Origin of the sequence: Exiguobacterium sp. UBA5002, from assembly GCF_002396765.1 — a bacterium.
Lineage (GTDB): Bacteria > Bacillota > Bacilli > Exiguobacteriales > Exiguobacteriaceae > Exiguobacterium_A.
The window spans coordinates 47,451-68,703 of the sequence record NZ_DGYQ01000026.1 but is presented as its reverse complement, the minus strand read 5'-3'; the positions used below and the strand labels follow the sequence as shown (position 1 = coordinate 68,703).

The following is a 21,253-nucleotide window of genomic DNA, read 5'->3' as shown; positions in this document are numbered from 1 at the left end:
GGACAATAGGATGTGGCTTTACTTAGGGATTGCTGCTTTACTCGTTGGAATCGACCAGTTGACGAAATGGATCGTCGTTCAAAACATGACGATCGGTCAAGCGATCACGGTCATTCCGGATTTCTTTTATCTCAACTCGTATCGAAATCGAGGCGCTGCGTGGGGAATGCTCGAAGGTAAATTCGGCTTTTTCTTCGTCGTTACAGTCGTCGTCGTCATTGGATTGATTTACTTCCTTTACAAGGAAGGCACGAAAAATAAGGTATTTGCTTGGAGCATCGCGTTATTGCTCAGTGGTGCGATCGGAAATTTCATTGATCGAATGGCACGAGGAGAAGTCGTTGATTTCTTCCACTTCTTCCCGTTCGGCTATAATTTTCCGATCTTTAATGTCGCAGACGTCTGTTTGACGTTTGGTGTCATCACGATGCTGATCAGCGTCATGTTTGAAGAACGGTTGACTAAGAAAGGAACGATGGATAAATGAATGAAGTAGAAACATGGTCCGTACAAGCGGATGGAACGACAGGGCGCATTGATAAATGGCTCGCAGAACAAAACGATTGGTCGCGTTCGCAAGTACAGGAATGGTTGAAAGCGGGACGTGTCGAAGTCGATGGTCGTGTCGTCAAACCGAACTATAAATTATCGGGAACGGAATCGATTGTCGTTCATATCCCGGAAGCGGTGGAGCTCGAGATCTTACCGGAAGACATCCCACTTGAAGTCGTCTATGAGGACTCGGACGTCATCGTCGTCAACAAACCAAAAGGGATGGTCGTTCACCCGGCGGCAGGGCATGTCTCAGGAACGCTCGTCAACGCCTTATTACACCACTGTCAAGATCTCTCAGGCATCAATGGCGTCAAACGTCCAGGAATCGTTCACCGGATCGATAAGGATACGTCAGGTCTGTTGATGGTCGCTAAGAACGACTTAGCGCATGAGTCACTGGCGCATCAATTGAAAGAGAAGACGACGGAACGTCTCTACATTGCGCTCGTGCACGGTGAAATCCCGCACGAACTCGGAACGATCGAAGCCCCAATCGGACGCGATAAGAACGACCGTCAGCGAATGACGGTAACGGATAAGAATTCAAAGTCTGCCGTGACCCATTTCCGTGTTCTTGATCGGTATGAAGGCTTTACGGTCGTTGAATGTAAACTTGAAACAGGACGGACACACCAAATCCGTGTCCATATGCGTTATATCGGTTTCCCGCTTGCGGGTGACCCGAAATATGGTCCACGCAAGACGATGAAAATGAACGGTCAAGCCTTGCATGCTGCGGTTCTCGGTTTCGAACATCCACGCACAGGTGAGTGGATGCGCTTTGAAGCACCGCTCCCAGAAGAGATGACATTTGAAATCGGTCAATTGAAAAAACTTGAATTAGAGTCTTGACGTTTTTCTAATAAAACGGTAGAGTATCACCTAGAGAGCGATGCGAGACATCCTCTACTGACACTTCGGTCGTCCGAGTGACGATCCTACCTAACTAGTATCACCTTTAATCGAGTCCGGAGAGGCTGCGAAAGGGAGAACCTACCACGATCGTGTGTAGGCATGCATACAATACGTATGCCATGATTCTGTCTTCGATGACCTTCTGCGGATTTCCGCAGAAGGTCTTTTGTATGAAAGGAGAAAACATGAAACCAGCCGTCATCTTAGATGAAGCCGCGATTGGACGTGCACTGACACGGATCGCCCATGAAATCATCGAACGTAACAAAGGAATTCATGATTTGATGATTGTCGGAATCAAGACGCGAGGCGAGACACTCGCTCGTCGACTTACGAAGCGCATCGAACAAATCGAAGGAAAACCGGTCTTACTCGGTGTCGTCGACATCTCAATGTACCGGGATGACTTGTCGAAACGAAGTTTAGAACCAGAAATCAAAGGTTCTGATCTACCGGAAGACATCACCGGGAAAATCGTCGTCCTCGTTGACGACGTGCTCTACACAGGTCGCACCGTTCGCGCCGCGATGGACGCGCTCGTCGACCACGGAAGACCAAGTATGATTCAACTCGCTGTCCTCGTCGACCGCGGACATCGGGAGTTACCAATTCGACCAGATTTCATCGGTAAGAACGTCCCGACATCCCGTGAGGAACAAGTCGTCGTCGCGCTTTCTGAAGTCGATGAAGCCGATCAAGTATTCATTAAACGCTAAAATTCAAAACCTTTAAGGTGGTCCAGAGAGACCAGAAAGGGAGTCATCCATATGGCAAAACATGCCGCAGTACTTGATGTACAAGAAGTACCTACTCACCCTCTAAACTGGCTGATGCTCAGCTTACAACACGTCTTCGCGATGTTTGGTGCGACCGTGCTCGTCCCGCTCTTAACGGGACTCAACACATCGGTCGCGCTCGTCGCAAGCGGAGTCGGCACACTGATTTTCCTCGCCGTCACCCGCTTCAAAGTACCCACATATCTTGGTTCAAGTTTTGCCTACATCGCCCCGATCATTGCCGTCAGTGAACGGTGGGGTGTCGAGGATGCCTTAATCGGCGGAATGGTCGCTGGACTCGTCTACGGACTTGTCTCACTCCTCATCCGCTACACGGGAGCTGCTTGGTTGCTTCGCTTACTCCCACCGGTCGTCATCGGACCGGTCATCATGGTCATCGGTTTATCGCTCGCCCCGACCGCTGTCAACATGGCGATGAACGGAGCGGATGGTAAGTACAACGGACTGTACTTCCTCGTCGCGATGGTCACACTCGGCGTCACACTCCTTGCGATGACGTACTTAAAAGGAATGTGGAGCACGATTCCGATCCTGTTCGGGATCACGATTGGTTATCTCGTTGCGGCATCAGTCGGAATCATTGACTTCACACCACTTCAACAAGCCACGTTGTTCCACGTGCCGGACTTCACGATTCCGTTCTTGAATTACACACCATCGTGGAATACAGCCGCCTTGCTTCTGATCGTTCCCGTGACGCTCGTCACACTGACGGAGCATATCGGCGAACAAAAAGTGACATCACGGATCATCGGGCGCGAGACGCTCCTCGATCCAGGGATGCACCGGACCGTACTGGGTGACGGGATTGCGAAGACAGTCGCGTCGATGCTTGGCGGACCACCGGTTACGACGTATGGTGAGAACAACGGTGTCATGTCAATCACACGTGTCTACAGTGTCTATGTCCTCGGTGGCGCGGCGGTTCTTGCGATTAGCTTCGGATTCCTCGGATATGTCGAAGGGTTCATCAAGACGATTCCGACACCGGTCATGGGTGGGATCAGTATCCTCCTATTTGGAGTCATCGCGTCGAATGGTCTCCGGACGCTGACGGAAAGTAAGATCGATCTTGCCGATAAACGGAACTTGACGATTACAGCCGTCATTCTCGTCACAGGTATCGGAGGCGCGGCGCTTAAAATCGGCAACTTCTCTCTCGAAGGAATGGCACTAGCGACGATTCTTGGAATCATCCTGAATCTAGTTCTTCCGAAAACGACAGAGCAGGTCGAAGAAACAACGGAAACCTCTACAACTCAATCGGTAGCTAACAACTTTTAAGACGTTCCGAGAGAACGATAAAGTGAAGGCCATGAAAAGATGCAGGGAATCACTCTGCCTTCTTTCGGCGCACCTTCACTTAGAAGGTGCGCCTTTTTCATGACCTGAAGAGGAGTGAATGATATGATGACGATCCTAAAAAACCGGCATTTCGTCAACCTAGAAATTTTATCCACGACAGAAATTAATTCTTTGATTGAACGCAGTCTCGCTTTTAAACGAGGCGAGCCAGCGCCAGATTATTCCGATAAGACGCTTGTCAATCTGTTCTTTGAAAACTCGACTCGGACACGCTCTTCCTTTGAGATGGCAGAGCATCGTCTGAACATGCATCTACTGCCGTTCGAAACGGCGACTTCCTCCGTGCAAAAAGGAGAAACGTTACGCGATACATGCAAGACACTCGAAGCAATCGGCGCAGATGCTTTGGTCATTCGCCACGGAGCAACCGGATATTACGAAGAACTGATGCAGACACTCGATATTCCGATCATCAATGCGGGAGACGGGAGCGGTCAACATCCGTCCCAGTCCTTACTCGATTTGATGACGATGGTCGAAACGTACGGAACGGTCGAAGGAAAAGTCGTCGTCATCTGTGGGGACTTGCAACATAGTCGCGTCGCCCGATCGAACGCGGACATCTTAAAGCGACTCGGTGCCATCGTTTATGGATCAGGACCTATTGAGTGGTACGACCCTGCGATGGGCATACCGTATCTTCCGATGGATGAAGCAGTCGAGCAGTGCGACATCTTGATGTTACTGCGTGTCCAGCACGAACGGCATGACGGGACGACACGATTTGATCCAGCAGTCTACCACACAACACACGGATTGACACATGAGCGGATGAACCGTCTGAAGCATTCCGCGATCGTGCTTCATCCGGCACCGGTCAATCGGGGAGTCGAGATTGCCGACGAACTGGTCGAACATCCGCAATCGCGGATCTTTGAACAGATGAAAAATGGTGTCTTTGCACGGATGGCGATTCTGGAATGGTGCTTTTCAACGAAATCAATCAAAGGAGACGATGCAGATGACAACACGAATTGAGAATGCGAGATGGTACGAGGCGGGACAAGTTCGAACTGGAGATATTCGGATTGAAGCCGGGAAAATCACGGATTTAGCAGCAACACCGCAAGCGAATGAAACGGTCATTGATGCGTCCGGCTTATTCGTTGCACCAGGATTCGTCGACATCCATGTCCACCTGCGGGAACCGGGTGGCGAACATAAGGAGACGATTGCGACCGGCACGGCAGCGGCGGCAGCGGGTGGATTCACGACGATTTGTCCGATGCCGAACACGCGCCCCGTACCAGACGATCGTCAAACACTCGATGCTTTGTTCCAAAAGATTGAAGAGACGGCGTCCGTCCGGGTTTTGCCTTACGCGGCGATTTCAAAAAATCAACTCGGACAAGAACTCGTCGCGTTCGACCAATTAACAGATGCCGTCGCGTTCACGGATGACGGTGTCGGCGTCCAGACGGCAGCAGTCATGCGGACAGCGATGCAACAAGCGGCACGGCTCGGGAAAACGATCGTTGCCCACTGTGAAGATGATTCGTTAAAAGCAGGATGTGTGCACGAGGGAAACTACAGTCGACGAGAAGGACTACAAGGTATTCCGTCGCTTGCTGAGAGTATCCACATCGCACGTGATGTTCTGATTGCAGAAGAGACTGGCTGTCATTATCACGTCTGTCATGTCTCGACGAAAGAATCGGTCCGTGTCATCCGTGACGCGAAACGAGCAGGGATCCGGGTGACGGCAGAAGTCACACCGCACCATCTGGTGTTGATCGATGAAGACATACCGAATCAGGACCCGAACTTTAAAATGAATCCTCCCTTACGAAGTGAAGCAGATCGCCAAGCATTGCTCGAGGGGTTAGCGGACGGAACGATTGATTGCATCGCGACCGATCACGCTCCCCATGCGGCAGAAGAGAAGGCACTCGGTATCGAACGCGCCCCGTTCGGCATCACAGGGTTCGAGACGGCCTTCCCACTCCTCTATACGAAGCTTGTTGCTGAAGGAGAGATGGCACTTGAGACACTGATTCGGAATTTGACGGACAAGGCAGCAGCCATCTTTGAACTTCCTTACGGGAGACTCGAAGTGGGGGCGGAAGCAGATCTGGTTTTGCTTGATCTAGAAACGGAGCGTATCGTATCACCGGAACGATTCCGCTCAAAAGGTAAGAACACACCGTTCGCAGGAGAACGGTTAAAAGGATTCCCGGTCATGACGCTCGTCAAGGGAGAAATCGTATTCAAGGAGGACACAGCACATGCGTAAACGGACACTGATACTAGAAGATGGGATGACGTTTGAAGGAACGGCGTTTGGCTCAGATACGACAACAACAGGAGAGGTCGTCTTCCAGACCGGAATGACAGGGTATCAAGAAATGTTATCGGATCCATCTTACTGCGATCAGATGATCGTGTTGACGAACCCGTTAATCGGAAACTACGGGATTAACCGAGAAGATTATGAGACAACGCGTCCGCTCGCTAAAGCACTGATCGTCCGTGAACATTGTCAGACGCCGTCGAATTTCCGGAGTGAGATGTCACTCGATGCGGCACTTCAGGATCTTGATATTCCAGGATTAAGTGGAATCGATACGCGTCAATTGACACGGCACATCCGTTCGAAAGGTGTCATGCGTGGACGACTCGTTGACGGTGAGTTCGATTTAGCAGCAGAACTGGTTCATCTTCAAAACGCACCTATCGAGACGGATCAAGTCAAGCGGGCCTCAACGGAACGAGCGTACATCATTCCAGGTGCTGGACCGCGGATCGTTCTCGTCGATTTCGGTGCGAAGCTCGGAATCGTCCGCGAACTCGTCAAACGCGGCTGTGAAGTCGTCGTCGTGCCCTACGATGTCAATGCAACGGAAGTCTTACGCTATCGTCCGGACGGTGTAATGCTATCGAACGGACCAGGGAATCCAAAGGATGTCCCAACGGCGATTCCGTTGATTCAAGAATTGACGGGAAAAGTCGTCATCTTCGGCATCTGTCTCGGTCATCAGTTGATTGCACTAGCGCACGGGGCGGATACGTTCAAGCTCCCATTCGGTCACCGAGGGGCGAATCATCCAGTCCAAGATATCCGGACAGGTCGCGTCGATATCACGTCGCAAAACCACGGGTATGCCGTCGACGAACAGTCATTACGCGATACCGTGCTTGAAGTGACGCATCTTGCGATCAATGACGGAACGGTCGAAGGCATCCGTCATACGACAGCAGCGGTCTTCTCCGTCCAATACCATCCGGAAGCATCACCTGGTCCGATGGATGCGAACGGTCTATTCCAACAGTTTTTAGAAGAAATCACGAAACAACAGGAGGTCTCTCATGCCTAAACGTCAAGATATCCAGAAAATTCTCGTTATCGGGTCCGGTCCTATCGTGATCGGACAAGCAGCTGAATTCGACTACGCTGGAACACAAGCGTGTCAAGCCTTGAAGGAAGAAGGATATGAAGTCATCCTCGTCAACTCGAACCCTGCAACGATCATGACGGATCCAACGGTCGCTGATCGTGTCTACATCGAGCCCCTCCAAGCAGAGTTCGTCTCACGGATCATCCGCAAGGAACGTCCGGATGCCTTGCTTACGACACTCGGAGGTCAAACGGGTCTGAACTTGGCTGTCGAACTGGATCGTCTCGGTGTCCTTGCTGAGTATGGTGTCGAGTTACTCGGTACGAAATTGTCAGCAATCGAAGAGGCAGAAGATCGTGATTTGTTCCGTCAACTGATGTTTAAACGCGGGCATGGTGTGCCGGACAGTGAAATCGTGCATACGCTTGAAGAGGCACAACAATTCCGGCAACAGATCGGTTTACCGATCATCATCCGTCCGGCGTATACGCTTGGAGGAACAGGCGGTGGAATCGCCAACACACCAGAAGAGTTCACGCGAATCGTCGAAGGGGGACTCAAGGCAAGTCCGGCAACACAAGTACTTCTAGAAAAATCGATTGCCGGGATGAAGGAAGTCGAGTTCGAAGTCATGCGCGATGCGACGAATCAGGCGATCATCGTCTGTGCGATGGAAAACTTCGATCCCGTCGGTGTTCATACTGGAGACTCAATCGTCTTCGCTCCGACACAAACGCTATCGGATCGCGATTATCAATTGCTACGAAACGTCTCGCTCGATATCATTCGTGCACTCGGGATTGAGGGTGGATGTAACATCCAGTTCGCACTGGATCCGACGAGCTTCGACTACTATGTCATCGAAGTCAATCCACGTGTCTCACGCTCGTCTGCACTCGCGTCAAAAGCAACGGGTTACCCAATCGCAAAACTGGCTGCGAAAATTGCCGTCGGGTATGCCTTATCCGAATTAAAGAACCCGATCACCGAGACAAGTTTTGCTTCCTTCGAACCGGCACTCGATTATGTCGTCGCCAAGATTCCGCGCTGGCCGTTCGATAAATTCGAAACGGCAGACCGGACACTCGGCACACAGATGAAAGCAACTGGTGAGGTCATGGCAATGGGACGGACGATGGAAGAGGCCTTACTAAAAGCCGTTCGTTCACTCGAGATTGGTACAGCGGATCTGTATATGCCACGCTTCATCGAAATGGCAGATGATGCCTTACAACAAGCGATTCGCCAAGCGACGGACGATCGACTCTTCGCCTTGTACGCGGGCTTCGTCCGCGGTTACAGCGTCGAACAGATTCATGACTGGACGGCGATTGATCGCCTGTTCCTCGAGAAGTTGCACCATATTTGGCAGCTCGAGCAATCGGTCGCAGCTGGTTTGACACCTGAACTACTCCTGCATGTGAAGCGGTATGGATTCAGTGACCCGATGCTCGCCCGGATCACCGGACAAACGGAAACGGAGATTCGCCGGATGCGTGAAGCACAAGCGATTCACCCGGTCTATAAGATGGTCGATACGTGTGCGGCAGAGTTCGCGTCCGACACGCCGTACTACTACGGGACATACGAACGCGAAAATGAAGCGATCGCGACGAACCGTTCTTCGATTCTCGTCCTAGGATCGGGACCGATCCGGATTGGTCAAGGCGTTGAGTTCGATTATGCGACAGTCCATTCGATTCAGGCGATTCGTCAAGCTGGCTACGAAGCGATCATCGTCAACAACAATCCAGAAACGGTGTCGACCGACTTCTCGATCTCCGATCGGCTTTACTTTGAACCACTGACAACGGAGGATGTCCTTGAAGTCATCCGAAATGAACGTCCGCTCGGTGTCATCGTCCAGTTCGGTGGACAGACAGCGATCAACTTAGCCGAGTCATTAGCAGCAGAAGGTGTAAAAATCCTCGGGACATCGCTTGAGGATCTCGACCGGGCTGAGGACCGAAAACAGTTCGAAGCAGCATTGACGGCGCTCGACATTCCACAGCCACCAGGTAAAACGGCCGTGACAGTCGAAGAAGCGGTCACGGCAGCAGCGTCACTCGGTTACCCGGTTCTCGTTCGTCCATCGTACGTCCTCGGCGGTCGGGCAATGGAAATCGTCTATGCTCAAGAAGAACTCGAACATTATATGAAACACGCCGTCATCGCCTCACCGGAACGACCGGTCCTCGTTGACCGCTATCTGACAGGAATCGAACTCGAGGTCGACGCAATCTGCGACGGAACGGATGTCGTCATTCCAGGCATCATGGAGCACATCGAACGTGCCGGTGTTCACTCGGGTGACTCGATTGGTGTCTATCCGCCACAACGTGTCTCCCAAGACATCAAGGACCGGATCGTCGACTACACGACACGGATTGCGAAAGCATTCGGCATCAAAGGCTTACTCAACATCCAGTTCGTCTACGCGGACGGCGCTCTCTATGTCCTTGAAGTCAATCCGCGTGCTAGCCGGACGGTGCCATTCATCTCGAAAGTAACGGGACTTCCGGTCGCGCGTCTCGCAACGGACATCATTCTCGGTGAGACACTCGCTTCTTATGGATTAACAAGTGGTGTCCTACCGGAAGAACCACTCGTCTCTGTCAAAGTACCGGTCTTCTCATTTGCGAAGCTTAAAGAAGTTGATCCGACACTCGGACCGGAGATGAAATCAACCGGTGAAGTCATCGGAACGGACCGGACGCTCGAAAAAGCGCTCTATAAAGGGTTGCTCGCATCAGGGATGGCGATTCCAGAGCACGGTCGTGTCCTCTTGACAGTCGCAGATCCAGATAAAGCAGAAATGACGGATCTCGCACGTCGCTTTGCCTCACTTGGATTCACGTTACTTGCAACGGAAGGAACGGCAGCGTACTTGACGGAGCAAGGATTACCGGTCCAGACGGTCGGCAAAATCGACTCGTCTTCCGAATCGATGCTCGACGTGATTGAAAAAGGGGAGATCGAATATGTCATCAATACGATGAGTCGGGACTCGCAAGTCACGAAAGATGGCTTCATCATTCGCCGGGCAGCAGCCGAGAATCAGGTCGTCTGTCTGACATCACTCGATACGGCGGAAGCAATTCTACGTGTCATCGAAAGTCGCTCGTTTGAAGCCAGTGCAATCCAAGCCTTCACACATGAAAAGAAAGTGGTGATCCAATGAAGCAACTCTTGACGGTCGTCTCTCGACGAACGGTAGCTCAAGGTGCGACAGAACTCGTCTGTCGCTTTGAGCAACCTCAGATCATCGCGCCAGGGCGATTCATGCATCTTCGCGTCGGGCCACTCTTACGCCGACCGATCTCGATTGCCCGGGTCGATCATGACTTGATCACGTTTCTCTTTAAAGAAATCGGACAAGGAACAGCAGAACTGGCCTCTTTGCGTCCGAATGATACGATCGATGCCCTCGGACCGCTTGGAAACGGGTTTCCGATTGCTGCTATCCATCCAACTCAACGCGTCGTCCTCGTTGGTGGGGGGATCGGTGTCCCACCGCTGTATGAGACGATGCGCCAACTTGTCGCCCGGGGCGTGACATGTGAAGCGATTCTAGGATTCGATACGGCAACAAGCGTTTTTTACGAAGCGGAATTCCAAGCACTCGGTAAGACGACGGTCACGACCGTCGATGGAACGCATGGCACGACAGGATTCGTCACGGTAGCCTTACGTCCGGAAAGCTACGACGTCCTACTCGCCTGCGGACCGGAACCGATGTTGCGAACGTTACAGCAACAACCGATCGAACATAAGTATCTGTCGATCGAAAACCGAATGGGGTGCGGTATCGGAGCGTGCTTTGCCTGTGTCTGTAAAACACCGACCGGCGGGTACGTTAAGACATGTTCCGATGGTCCAGTCTTTCGGGCAGAGGAGGTCGTATTATGAGAGAACGATTGCGTGTCGAGTTGCCGGGACTCTCTTTAAAAAATCCGATCATGCCAGCATCCGGATGTTTTGGATTCGGTGAGGAATATGCGAAGTTGTATGATTTATCAGAGCTTGGGGCGATCATGATTAAAGCAGCGACGGGTGAAGAACGCTACGGAAACCCGACGCCACGTGTCGCAGAGAGTGGCATGGGGATGTTGAATGCAATCGGTCTCCAAAATCCGGGTGTCGATGGCATCTTAACGAATAAATTGCCATTCCTAGAGACGTTCGATACGGCGATCATCGCCAATGTCGCAGGTTCGACACCGGAAGAATATGAGTTCGTCGCGGAGAAAATGAGTCGGCATCCAGGCATTCATGCACTGGAATTAAACATTTCCTGTCCGAACGTCAAATCGGGGGGGATTCAATTCGGAACGGATCCGTTGCTTGCCGCTGAGTTGACCCGACGTGTCAAACGAGTCTCGACTAAACCGGTCTACGTCAAACTATCACCGAACGTCACCTCGATCGTCGAGATGGCGCGTGCCGTCGAAGCCGCTGGTGCAGATGGTCTGACGATGATCAATACACTAGTTGGGATGCGAATCGATGTCCGGACGGGACAGCCAATCCTTGCGAACCGTATCGGTGGATTATCGGGTCCGTCAATCAAACCAGTCGCGATTCGGATGATTCATGATGTCGCGCAAGTCGTTTCGATCCCGATCATCGGTATGGGTGGCGTGATGGAGGTCGATGACGTCCTCGAAATGATTTACGCCGGGGCTTCGGCTGTTGCCGTTGGTACCGCAAACTTCGTCAATCCATACATCTGTCAAGAATTGATTCAGCAGTTACCAGAACGGATGGACGAACTTGGCATCGATCATATTTTAGACATCAGGGGGAAAGCATATGAATCAACTTTACATCGCGCTTGATTTTCCGACCGAAGCAGAAGTCTTTTCGTTTCTCGAACGGTTCGAAGAGACACGACCTGCCGTGAAAATCGGGATGGAATTGTTTTATGCAGCAGGCGGAACTTTCGTCCGAAAACTCGTCGAGCGTGGACACGCGGTATTCCTCGATGTCAAAGTCCACGACATTCCAGAAACGGCACGCCGGACGATGCGCATCATCGGACAATTAGGCGTCGAACTGACGAACGTCCATGTTGCTGGTGGAAAAGAGATGATGATCGCTGCGCGAGAAGGACTGCGTGAGACGAACGCTGAGACACAACTGATTGGCGTGACTCAGTTGACATCGACGGATGAAGCGATGTTACGCGATTTAAAGATTGAAGGAGCGATGCCGGCAGTCGTTCGTGAATATGCGCAACTCGCAGAAGCAGCAGGACTAGATGGTATCGTCTGTTCAGCACTCGATCTTCCGGAACTAGTTTCAGCTTGTCGGACAGATTTTCGGTTCGTCACACCCGGCATTCGTCCGACGAACAGTCAAGCGGATGATCAAAAGCGGGTCGCGACCGTTCTTGACGCTCGTCAAAATGGAGCGACGGATTTAGTGATCGGTCGTCCGATTACGCGTGTAGAACATCCAGAACAGATCTATCTGATGTTACTTGAACAATGGAAGGGGCAATTCTCATGGTAAATCCAATCGCTAGTGCGTTACTCCGTATTGAAGCCGTCACCTTATCGCCGAACGATCCATACACATGGGCAAGTGGACTTCGTTCACCGATTTATTGTGATAATCGTTTGACGCTCTCGTACCCAGAAGTTCGTTCCTTGATTGCAGATGCACTCGCTGAGAAAGTGAAGGGACTTGCAGTCGATGTGATTGCTGGAACTGCGACGGCAGGTATTCCACACGCAGCATTCGTCGCGGAACGACTAGGATTACCGATGGTCTACGTACGTAGTGGCAACAAGAAACACGGTAAAGGGAATCAAATCGAAGGTGTCATTCAACCTGGACAACGTGTCGTCGTCATCGAAGACTTATTATCGACGGGGATGTCAGCAATCGAAGCGGCGGAAGCTCTGCAAGCGAAGGGAGCAAATGTCATTCGCATTCAAGCGATCTTCTCATACGGGATGGAGCGCTTGTCAAACAATCTCCGCGACGCAAAGATCGAAGCGGATGCATTACTGACGTTCGAAGCGTTACTCGAAACCGCACAACAACAAGGCGATATTACTATAGAAGAGCAAAAACAGTTGGCGGATTGGTCGAAAGATCCAGTCGCTTGGAGCGAACGTTTTACAGCGAACGCCTAAAATCGATAGATTCCGTCGGACGCCCTACGATTTCTAGTGAATGTTTTGGTACACTAGAAAAATAAAGGAGGTCGTCGACTATGGTGACGCATTATCGTGATTATGAACAGTTCAAAAAGGTCGTCCTCCCGTTTTTGCTTGAACGTCCGGATACCCATCAGTTGATTCTTGGCATATTAGAACGTGGGGATGAACCGCTCTTGATGGCAACGGCACAAGAAGGCGATCATCGTCTCGTCATATTGCAAACGATACCGGAGCAAGCCATCGTCGCAGGGGATGTGTTCTCGCAAGAAGGAATCCGAAAGCTTGCGCGAATTCTGGATAGTCCAGGATTCGTCGGAGAACAGGCTATCTTAGCGCCGCTGTTACTCCCACATTCCATGTATGAGGTACATATGGAACAGGGGATGTATGCATTGACGAAGGTCGAGATGCCGCAGGTTCCGAAAAATGTCGTCTTCCGACCGATTTCGGACGATGAAAGACAACAAGCCTTAGCGTTTGCGTCCGGATTTTTATATGAAGTTGAAACGCGACCTTCTGAGCGACAGCTTACGCAACTCCATCAGTCGATGACGCGACACATCCACCAAGGAAGCTTGATCGGACTGTTTCGTGAAGATGTGCTTGTCGCGATGGCAGCAGCGACGCGTCCGACGCAAACTGGGATTACGATTTCTTACGTCTATACGCCGAAAGAACTGCGTGGAAATGGGTATGCCTCTTATCTTGTCGCCAAACTATCTGAACATCTACTACAGTCTTATCCGGTCGTGACGCTCTACACTGATTGGTCGAACCAGACAGCGAATAAGATCTATCAGCATGTCGGTTTCGAGTTAGTCGGACGATCCTTACATATCAAGAAACAAGACCGCTACCGGTAAGTATCGAGTTTCTTGTTTCGATGTCTAGACATTGATATGCACAACAACAGCCGATCATCCTGTTATCTAAGGACGATCGGCTGTTTCATGTCAAATTGAGAAATCAATTGAATGTAGCGATGATTTTACCACGGACGTGGCGTTCAGATAGACGTTGCAATCCTTTGACGATGTCTGCTGCTGGAATCTCTTCTGTAACGAGTGGATCGAGTTCTTTTGCTGCGACGAATTTTAATAACTCGCTTGCCATATAACCGAGGTTTCGGATGGCACGGTCATCTTCGCTTGCATAAGCAGCCGCGAGTGCCACTTCATGGATCGAAGGGGAGAGCGTGAACGGCTTAACGACCGACTGATCGGGACCACCGGCGATGAAGGCAAGTTGCCCCGAGAAGGCAAGACGTCCGAGATCAGCTGTTGCTTCATCTCGACCGACCGTATTAAAAATCAAGTCAGCGCCGCGACCGTTCGTCCAATCGCGGATGACATCCGTGACATTTTCTTTTTTGTAGTCGATGGCAAGATCGGCACCGAGTCGCTTGACCCACTCATGATTTTCCGTCGAAGCAGTCGTCGCGACCTTAAGACCAAGGCGTTTTGCGAGTTGAATGCCGATGCCACCAACACCACCTGCACCAGCATGGATAAGGATCGTTTCTTTCCCTGTCGTGTTCATCTTCTGAACGATGGCTTCATAGGCAGTCATGCCTGCGCAAAGAATCGCAGCGGCTTCAGCGAATGAGATGTCTTCCGGAATCAGGGCGAGGGCACGTGTATCGACGAGGGCATATTCAGCAAAAGCACCATCGCGTTGCAGGTTCGTATGAATCGCTACACGATCGCCGATTTTCACTTCTGCGCCGGGTCCGATTTGTTCGACGACACCAGCTAGATCGACGCCTGGAATATGCGGGAACGTCCAAGCTGGATTGTTGGTCGCCTTATAGTCGACGGGATTCAGCGCGACGGTTTTGACACGAATCAAGGCTTGACCTTCTCCTGGCGTCGGTGTTTCGACCTCTTCGAATGTCCATTGATCAATGGCTGTACCTGAGTGATTTAACCATGCTTTCATGTTTAATACGCTCCTTCCGAATAGGTGAGTTCATACGAGTGAGAGTAGATTTCGACGAGGTTACCGAATGGATCCTCACAGTAGACCATTCGATACGGCTTGTCTCCCGGATAGTATTCGCGGATCGGCATCCGTTGTTTGCCGCCGTGGGCGACGATTTTTTCGACGAGTCCTTCGACGTCTGGATCTTGGATCGCATAATGGAAGATGCCTGTTTTCCAGAATTCGAAGTTATTTTCGGGTTGTTCATTGTTCGGGAACTCGAACAACTCGATTCCGATGCGGTCACCTGTCGCCATGTGAGCAATCCGGAACTTGTTCCATCCTGCACCAAAGACATCCGTACACATGACACCGATGGCAGAGTCATCTTCGAGGACATCAGATGGTTCCATGATGATATACCAACCCATCACCTCTTGATAAAAACGGACGGCTTCGTCGAGATTCGGTACAGAAAGACCGATGTGCGAAAAATTACGTGGATACGTTATGCTTAACACTCCTTTTGCAAAATGATTTACGCATACTCTAACTTACGCTACACTCGATTGCATAGTACGCACTTTGAAGTAACTACTCTGGAGGAGAGAACAACATGTCGACAGAACAATTTCCGGTCAATCGGGCGCTCGCCATCATCGGCGGAAAATGGCGTCCACAATTATATTGCACGTTAGAGAACGGTCCGAAACGTTTTTTAGAGTTACAACGTGCCATTCCCGGAATTTCTCGGAAAGTCTTGACGGATCAATTAAAAGAACTCGAACGTCTCGGAATGATGAACGGATTGAGTATGATGAAGCCGTCTTACATGTCGAATACAAATTGACAGAAGCGGCATTTACACTGCAACCAGCCATGAAAGGTTTATGCGCATGGGGGGAAGGGAATCAATTATCCGAATCCTAATCGAGAGGCAGTGAATTAGATGAAGCTAACTTATCATGGACAGTCAACAGTAACGATTGAAACGAATGGTCACCATCTCGTCATCGATCCATTCTTTAGTGGTAATGAAAAAGCGACGACGAATCCAGATGACGTCAAGGCAGATTTTATTTTGTTAACCCATGCCCATGCCGATCATATGCTGGATGCAGAGCGTATCGCGAAAGCCACGGGAGCAACAATCATTGCTACGCACGAACTGGCGACGTATCTGAGTTTCAAAGGCCTCAACGTTCATCCGATGAATCTCGGCGGACAGTTTGAATTCCCGTTTGGTAAAGTGAAGATGACACAGGCATTCCATTCATCAAGTATCATCGATGAGGAAAAACAGACGATTACGTACATGGGGATGCCGGCTGGATTCTTGCTGACGATCGAAGGAAAGGAAATCTATCATGCAGGCGATACGGCACTGTTCGGGGATTTAGCCCTTTATGGCGCTCATCACGAAATCGATTTAGCCTTCTTACCGATCGGTGATAACTTCACGATGGGTCCGGATGATGCGTTGATCGCTGCAGATATGTTGCAAGCGAAAGCCGTCGTACCAATCCACTACGATACATTTGATTTAATCAAACAAGATGCGAACGCATTCTGTGAAAAGATTGAAGCGCAAGGTCAAACGGGTCATCCACTCGCGATCGGCGAGTCACTCGAATTATAATCCGTTCTTAAGCAAAGGAGAGGAAACGTCAATGTTCCTCTCCTTTTTGTCGATTATTGTTCTGGAATGTCAGTGGTTCATCCGATGACGCTTCCTTCTTCCGCCCGATGGCGAAACGGTGAACTTCTTCTATGATAAGAAGGGGGCTGTTGACAGCCGATTCAGATATTCGGAATAATGGTAGACATGAGATGGAGGGGCTGACATGGAAGAGCATAACAGTAGGAGTGTGCGGAAACGAAAACAATCGTCGTTCACACGCTTAAAAAATAAACAAAAACAAAAGATGGATGCACGGTTGAACCGGATTGGAGAAAAAGGACCAGTGAAGCGACCGCTTTATTTATACGGTGGTGTCATTCTCGGACTTGTCGTCATCTATTCAATCACATTGCTCGTCTCAACGGAATTGTTATCACGAGGCGAAACATTCAAAACGACGAATCGCTATAAATCTCTCGCCATCGAGGCGCCGCACGCAACGGTACAATTCATTCGAAGCACAGATGGAAACGTCCAAATCAAGCTCGTCGATAGTGCGTCGAGTGGCAAACGACTGAAAATCAGTACATCGACGAATACGGTGACGGTGACAGGACGAGATGGTTGGCTATCTCGACTTGGCAATCGTCCGAGCGAAAAAACAGCAGACTATACGATTCAAGTGGGACTACCAAGTTATATGAACCGTGTCGATGTCGATGCTGGAACACTTAAAGGAATGGGCATCTACGCAAAAACGATCGAGATGGACGGAGAAGCGATGAGTCTCGATAAAGTAAAAGGTGATGAGATTACACTGAATGCTACACGTGCGATTTCCGTCAAGGAAATGGACGCCGTCCATGCGCAGGTGACAGGCGAGAGTGTCTCACTGGCAGACTATATGGCGAAATTGAGTCTTGATGTCACGACGATTGACGGCGCGACGAAGCTAAAACCAGATAAATCAGCCGGTACGATTACGATTGACACGGGAGGCGATATTAAAGCCTCTGACCGATATACGAAACAAAAGAATAAGGATGAGACGATTTATGAACTGTCGAAACAAGAAAAACCGGAAGTGACAGTCAATAGTGAAGTCGGGCAGGTGACGCTCGAGTGAAATTAAAGTTTCGGATTGGACTTCGAACGATCAAGACCGGTATCGCGGTAGCTCTTGCACTCAGCATCTCTTGGTATGTATTCGGTATTTATTCAGGAATGGGGGCTGTCGCAGCCATCGTTGCGATGCAACCGACGATCCATCGTTCATTTAAAATCGTCTTCAATCGAATTTTCGGAACGGTACTCGGACTGATGTGTGGACTCGCCATCGTTGCGACACTTGGTGCCAATCCACTGACGATCGGACTCGCCGTCGTCGTCTCGCTCGTCCTCAATTCGATGATTGGACGAACGGATATGTCGACGTTCGCGGCTTTTGCCATCGTCTTGATGTTCGAGAGCCCGACCGCTGACTACGTCCACTATGCCTTATCACGGTCGTTGTTGACTGTCGTTGGGGTATTATCTGCCGTCCTCGTCAATTACATCGTCTTCCCGCCACATTATGAAGACCGCTTACTGTTACTCGTCAAAAAAACGACGCAACAGTTGATGGAAGATTGGCGAAGCCTTGTGCAAGATGATGGACGCTTGCTGACTGTCCGTAAACAAATCCTCAAACATGAGGAAATGATGTTGATGCTTCAAGAGGATCAAAAATATCCACTAGTGGCGAGCGGTCAAAGTGAAGCGTTCATTCGACTGAAGGAGCTTGTTGATCTTGAAGACAAGTTGCTCGTCTTGCTTGAAAGCATTGCTAGTCACCGGGATATCCCGATGACAGAAGAACAAGAAAAGACGCTCGGTCAGGAAATTGATTTCTTACTCAGCCATCATTACGATGTCATCTTCTCCCACGAACGAAAACAAGCGATGTTCTCATTCGATCAAGAATTAAGCGAGGCGAAGGATATCATCCATGGGCATTTGCTCGATTACCGGGAACAGTTAGAAAAAATGAAGTGAAGATGAAAAAGCGCTGTTTCTCCTAAATGTCACTTAGGAGAAACAGCGCTTTTTTGTGTAGCATCATTGACGTAAGGATTGGACGACATCTGGATCAGGTGTGACGTAAAGAGTCGTTTGATCCGTGTAGATGACGAATCCGGGCTTTGCACCACTCGGTTTTTTGACATAACGTAGTTCCGTGAAGTCGACCGGAACTTGGCTCGACTCACGTGCTTTCGAGAAATAAGCCGCGACAATCGCTGCTTCCTTCAACGTCGTCTCGTCCGGTGCATCACTTTGAATGATGACGTGTGATCCCGGGATATCCTTCGTGTGTAACCACGTATCGGACCTGCGTCCGAACTTGAACGTCGCGTAATCATTTTGTTTATTATTCTTTCCGACGAAGAATGGAAGACCAGTCGAAGAACGGTATTCTTCGAGTTGTGGGAGCTGCGGTTTCTTTTTCTTCTTTTGTCGTTCGCGCAGATAACCTTCTTCGACGAGTTCCTCGCGCATTTCCCGGATGTCTTCCGGGGATGCGACATCGAGTTGCGCAAGTAAGCCTTCGAAGTACGCAATCTCAGCTTGGTTCTTCTCGAGCTGACGCGCGACTTCGACTTTGGCGGTTTTTAATTTGTTATACCGTTTGTAATAACGTTGCGCGTTCTCATTCGGCGAGAAACGAGGATCAAGCGTGATCGTGATCTCAACACCATCTGGATCATAGTAATCGACGACGGTCGCTTCCTTCATCCCGCGTTCGAGCTGATAAAGATAGGTCGTCAGCAGTTCCCCTTTATGTTTCCATTCATCCATCCGTAACGTCGCTTCTAAATCTTTTTCGAGTTTTGAGCGCTTTAAGATATTCTTATCGTACTCGCTCTTGATGAACCGTTCGAGATCGGCTGCTTGTTGTTTGACGCGATCGCGGTTTGCTTTTTGATGGAAGAAGGCGTCGAGGACTTGACCACTCGTCTCGAACGTCTTCTCGTCGATGATGGATCCTTCCGTTAGCCGGACCGGTGCGAAGCGTTCCTTACCACCTTCCATCCGTTGTAAGACATAAGGACCATCGAGTTCCTTCAGGACATCTTGAAAGGCAGACGCAAGATTCGTCCGGTTAGCAAGACCTGCCCGTGTGACGACTTCCTTTGCAATTTGCGGAGATAGACCACTGAAGAGACCAAGTAACTGTCGATCGAGTTTCCCAGCGTTCCAGTCGATTCGGTGAAGGGTCTTTTCGATATCTCCCGTAAGCGGATCAACTTTATCCTGTGCCGGCGGAAGCTGGTATGTCATCCCTGGCATGATCGTCCGGAAGGTATTTTGACTGAGTGGTAAGTGTTTGATCGCATCGAGGATCTTATCTTGTCCATCGGTCAAAATGATGTTCGAGTGACGTCCCATCAACTCGACATAGATTTTTTTCGCTTCCTCATCACCGAGTTCGTTCCGGGAGCGGACGCGCAAGACGATGATTCGGTCACGTTCGAGTTGTTCAATTGATTCGATGAACCCACCTTCGACATGTTTGCGGAGCATCATACAGAAGAGTGGGGGTTCACTCGGGTTGCTGACCGCTTCCGACGTAATGTGCATTCGTGCATACATGGCATTCGCAGAGGCGAGCAACAATACGTTTTTTCGCTCGGCCCGGACCTGGAATACTAAATCCAATGTATACGGTTGGTATACCTTATTGATCCGTCCTCCGACGAGCGGTTGGAGTTCTTCGACGACGCGTGTCGTCATCAATCCGTCAAAAGCCATACGATTACCTTCTTTCTTGATTTCGTTCTCACTTTCTAAAGGTAACAGAAATGGCATCGTTATGGTATGATAAAGCAGTCGAGCTAAAAAAGATGACTTGCGAACTTCCCGTCTCTACTGCTAATATGAAACAATGTGAAGTTTGTGAGATGGAGGGGTTTTGAAGTGATTTTCAAAGAGCGTGGCTTATTACTCGTATTATCTGGTCCAAGTGGTGTCGGAAAGGGAACGGTCTGTCGTGCCTTGCGCGAAGATCAGGATAATGATCTGCATTACTCGGTATCCTGTACGACGCGCCAACCGCGCGAAGGAGAAGCAGATGGTGTTCACTATTTCTTTAAATCGCGTGAAGAATTCGAAGAGATGATTGCGAACAATCAACTCTTGGAATATGCTGAATTCGTAGGGAATTATTATGGAACACCTGTCGAATGGGTGAACCAGATCCTAGATGAAGGAAAAGACGTCATTCTCGAAATCGAAGTTCAAGGGGCCATGCAGGTCAAAGAACATTTTCCGGAAGCTGTCTTCTTATTCCTTGCACCTCCAAGCCTCCAAGAATTACGGAACCGCCTCGTAGGGCGTGGAACGGAATCAGAGGAAGTCATCAAGCAACGTCTTCTCGTCGCTAAAGAAGAGATTGAGATGATGGATGCGTATGACTATGTCGTGACGAACGACGAAATTCATAAAGCCTGTGATCGAATTCAAGCAATCGTCACAGCGGAACATTGCAGTCGGGAACGTGTCGCTTCCCTATATAAAAAAGCCATGGAGGTTAAGTGA

At 50.1% G+C, this 21,253-nt stretch carries 20 protein-coding genes and 1 pseudogene; 18 read left to right on the top strand and 3 right to left on the bottom strand.

Annotated elements, in window-relative coordinates:
- Positions 1-10 precede the first annotated feature (10 nt).
- The 13 genes from lspA (at position 11) to B4C70_RS07470 (ending at position 14,000) form a co-directional block, all read left to right on the top strand.
- A complete protein-coding gene (gene lspA, locus B4C70_RS07530; RefSeq protein ID WP_214859730.1) occupies positions 11-487 on the top strand; it encodes a signal peptidase II in 477 nt (158 codons plus the stop codon).
- Complete coding sequence (locus B4C70_RS07525; RefSeq protein ID WP_290778134.1) at positions 484-1,407, top strand: RluA family pseudouridine synthase; 924 nt, start codon at positions 484-486, stop codon at positions 1,405-1,407. The genes lspA and B4C70_RS07525 overlap by 4 nt, the downstream gene beginning before the upstream one ends.
- 248 nt (positions 1,408-1,655) lie before the next feature.
- Positions 1,656-2,186: a bifunctional pyr operon transcriptional regulator/uracil phosphoribosyltransferase PyrR gene (pyrR, locus tag B4C70_RS07520; protein WP_290778468.1), complete on the top strand. Its 531-nt coding sequence runs from the start codon at positions 1,656-1,658 to the stop codon at positions 2,184-2,186.
- 51 nt (positions 2,187-2,237) lie between these two features.
- A complete protein-coding gene (locus B4C70_RS07515; RefSeq protein ID WP_290778131.1) occupies positions 2,238-3,551 on the top strand; it encodes a uracil-xanthine permease family protein in 1,314 nt (437 codons plus the stop codon).
- A gap of 123 nt (positions 3,552-3,674) precedes the next feature.
- Positions 3,675-4,610 carry an aspartate carbamoyltransferase catalytic subunit gene (locus tag B4C70_RS07510; protein ID WP_290778128.1) on the top strand — a complete coding sequence of 312 codons (936 nt, stop codon included), beginning with the start codon at positions 3,675-3,677 and terminating at the stop codon, positions 4,608-4,610.
- Positions 4,594-5,865 (top strand): dihydroorotase, encoded by a 1,272-nt coding sequence (locus B4C70_RS07505; protein WP_290778125.1) that lies wholly within the window; start codon positions 4,594-4,596, stop codon positions 5,863-5,865. The genes B4C70_RS07510 and B4C70_RS07505 overlap by 17 nt, the downstream gene beginning before the upstream one ends.
- Entirely contained in the window at positions 5,858-6,946 is a 1,089-nt protein-coding gene (locus B4C70_RS07500) for a carbamoyl phosphate synthase small subunit (RefSeq protein ID WP_290778122.1), read from the top strand. The genes B4C70_RS07505 and B4C70_RS07500 overlap by 8 nt, the downstream gene beginning before the upstream one ends.
- Positions 6,939-10,148, top strand: a complete 3,210-nt coding sequence (carB, locus tag B4C70_RS07495) for a carbamoyl-phosphate synthase large subunit (protein WP_290778118.1) — start codon at positions 6,939-6,941, stop codon at positions 10,146-10,148. Before B4C70_RS07500 ends, carB begins: the two co-directional genes overlap by 8 nt.
- The gene (locus tag B4C70_RS07490) at positions 10,145-10,876 is read left to right on the top strand and encodes a dihydroorotate dehydrogenase electron transfer subunit (RefSeq protein WP_290778115.1); all 732 of its coding nucleotides are present in this window, start codon (positions 10,145-10,147) and stop codon (positions 10,874-10,876) included. Before carB ends, B4C70_RS07490 begins: the two co-directional genes overlap by 4 nt.
- Positions 10,873-11,805: a dihydroorotate dehydrogenase gene (locus B4C70_RS07485; RefSeq protein WP_290778112.1), complete on the top strand. Its 933-nt coding sequence runs from the start codon at positions 10,873-10,875 to the stop codon at positions 11,803-11,805. The genes B4C70_RS07490 and B4C70_RS07485 overlap by 4 nt, the downstream gene beginning before the upstream one ends.
- Complete coding sequence (gene pyrF / locus B4C70_RS07480) at positions 11,780-12,481, top strand: orotidine-5'-phosphate decarboxylase (protein WP_290778109.1); 702 nt, start codon at positions 11,780-11,782, stop codon at positions 12,479-12,481. The genes B4C70_RS07485 and pyrF overlap by 26 nt, the downstream gene beginning before the upstream one ends.
- The gene (pyrE, locus tag B4C70_RS07475; protein WP_290778106.1) at positions 12,475-13,110 is read left to right on the top strand and encodes an orotate phosphoribosyltransferase; all 636 of its coding nucleotides are present in this window, start codon (positions 12,475-12,477) and stop codon (positions 13,108-13,110) included. Before pyrF ends, pyrE begins: the two co-directional genes overlap by 7 nt.
- Before the next feature lie 80 nt (positions 13,111-13,190).
- On the top strand, positions 13,191-14,000 hold the full coding sequence (locus B4C70_RS07470) for a GNAT family N-acetyltransferase (RefSeq protein WP_290778103.1): 810 nt from the start codon (positions 13,191-13,193) through the stop codon (positions 13,998-14,000).
- Positions 14,001-14,103: 103 nt separating this feature from the next.
- Here the strand turns inward: B4C70_RS07470 and B4C70_RS07465 are convergent, their stop codons facing one another.
- Both B4C70_RS07465 and B4C70_RS07460 read right to left on the bottom strand, forming a co-directional pair.
- On the bottom strand, positions 14,104-15,075 hold the full coding sequence (locus B4C70_RS07465; RefSeq protein WP_290778100.1) for a zinc-binding dehydrogenase: 972 nt from the start codon (positions 15,073-15,075) through the stop codon (positions 14,104-14,106).
- A gap of 2 nt (positions 15,076-15,077) precedes the next feature.
- Entirely contained in the window at positions 15,078-15,569 is a 492-nt protein-coding gene (locus B4C70_RS07460; RefSeq protein WP_023468778.1) for a lactoylglutathione lyase family protein, read from the bottom strand.
- A 104-nt stretch (positions 15,570-15,673) separates the two neighbouring features.
- On the opposite strand from B4C70_RS07460, the pseudogene B4C70_RS07455 reads away from it, so the two are divergent.
- The 4 genes and pseudogenes from B4C70_RS07455 (at position 15,674) to B4C70_RS07435 (ending at position 18,712) form a co-directional block, all read left to right on the top strand.
- Positions 15,674-15,987, top strand: a pseudogene (locus tag B4C70_RS07455) (winged helix-turn-helix transcriptional regulator).
- Between the two features lie 19 nt (positions 15,988-16,006).
- Positions 16,007-16,696: a metal-dependent hydrolase gene (locus tag B4C70_RS07445; protein WP_023468776.1), complete on the top strand. Its 690-nt coding sequence runs from the start codon at positions 16,007-16,009 to the stop codon at positions 16,694-16,696.
- 205 nt (positions 16,697-16,901) lie between these two features.
- Complete coding sequence (locus B4C70_RS07440; RefSeq protein WP_290778094.1) at positions 16,902-17,804, top strand: hypothetical protein; 903 nt, start codon at positions 16,902-16,904, stop codon at positions 17,802-17,804.
- Positions 17,801-18,712 carry an FUSC family protein gene (locus B4C70_RS07435; protein WP_029342116.1) on the top strand — a complete coding sequence of 304 codons (912 nt, stop codon included), beginning with the start codon at positions 17,801-17,803 and terminating at the stop codon, positions 18,710-18,712. Before B4C70_RS07440 ends, B4C70_RS07435 begins: the two co-directional genes overlap by 4 nt.
- Before the next feature lie 63 nt (positions 18,713-18,775).
- On the opposite strand, the gene B4C70_RS07430 is transcribed toward B4C70_RS07435, so the two are convergent.
- On the bottom strand, positions 18,776-20,467 hold the full coding sequence (locus B4C70_RS07430; RefSeq protein ID WP_290778087.1) for an Rqc2 family fibronectin-binding protein: 1,692 nt from the start codon (positions 20,465-20,467) through the stop codon (positions 18,776-18,778).
- Between the two features lie 168 nt (positions 20,468-20,635).
- Between B4C70_RS07430 and gmk the strand changes: the two genes are divergently transcribed.
- Positions 20,636-21,253, top strand: a complete 618-nt coding sequence (gene gmk, locus B4C70_RS07425; RefSeq protein ID WP_290778462.1) for a guanylate kinase — start codon at positions 20,636-20,638, stop codon at positions 21,251-21,253.

Coding starts and splice junctions, on each gene's coding strand:
- lspA (WP_214859730.1), top strand. CDS start 11: ATGTGGCTTTACTTAGGGATTGCTGCTTTACTCGTTGGAATCGACCAG.
- B4C70_RS07525 (WP_290778134.1), top strand. CDS start 484: ATGAATGAAGTAGAAACATGGTCCGTACAAGCGGATGGAACGACAGGG.
- pyrR (WP_290778468.1), top strand. CDS start 1,656: ATGAAACCAGCCGTCATCTTAGATGAAGCCGCGATTGGACGTGCACTG.
- B4C70_RS07515 (WP_290778131.1), top strand. CDS start 2,238: ATGGCAAAACATGCCGCAGTACTTGATGTACAAGAAGTACCTACTCAC.
- B4C70_RS07510 (WP_290778128.1), top strand. CDS start 3,675: ATGATGACGATCCTAAAAAACCGGCATTTCGTCAACCTAGAAATTTTA.
- B4C70_RS07505 (WP_290778125.1), top strand. CDS start 4,594: ATGACAACACGAATTGAGAATGCGAGATGGTACGAGGCGGGACAAGTT.
- B4C70_RS07500 (WP_290778122.1), top strand. CDS start 5,858: ATGCGTAAACGGACACTGATACTAGAAGATGGGATGACGTTTGAAGGA.
- carB (WP_290778118.1), top strand. CDS start 6,939: ATGCCTAAACGTCAAGATATCCAGAAAATTCTCGTTATCGGGTCCGGT.
- B4C70_RS07490 (WP_290778115.1), top strand. CDS start 10,145: ATGAAGCAACTCTTGACGGTCGTCTCTCGACGAACGGTAGCTCAAGGT.
- B4C70_RS07485 (WP_290778112.1), top strand. CDS start 10,873: ATGAGAGAACGATTGCGTGTCGAGTTGCCGGGACTCTCTTTAAAAAAT.
- pyrF (WP_290778109.1), top strand. CDS start 11,780: ATGAATCAACTTTACATCGCGCTTGATTTTCCGACCGAAGCAGAAGTC.
- pyrE (WP_290778106.1), top strand. CDS start 12,475: ATGGTAAATCCAATCGCTAGTGCGTTACTCCGTATTGAAGCCGTCACC.
- B4C70_RS07470 (WP_290778103.1), top strand. CDS start 13,191: ATGGTGACGCATTATCGTGATTATGAACAGTTCAAAAAGGTCGTCCTC.
- B4C70_RS07465 (WP_290778100.1), bottom strand. CDS start 15,075: ATGAAAGCATGGTTAAATCACTCAGGTACAGCCATTGATCAATGGACA.
- B4C70_RS07445 (WP_023468776.1), top strand. CDS start 16,007: ATGAAGCTAACTTATCATGGACAGTCAACAGTAACGATTGAAACGAAT.
- B4C70_RS07440 (WP_290778094.1), top strand. CDS start 16,902: ATGGAAGAGCATAACAGTAGGAGTGTGCGGAAACGAAAACAATCGTCG.
- B4C70_RS07430 (WP_290778087.1), bottom strand. CDS start 20,467: ATGGCTTTTGACGGATTGATGACGACACGCGTCGTCGAAGAACTCCAA.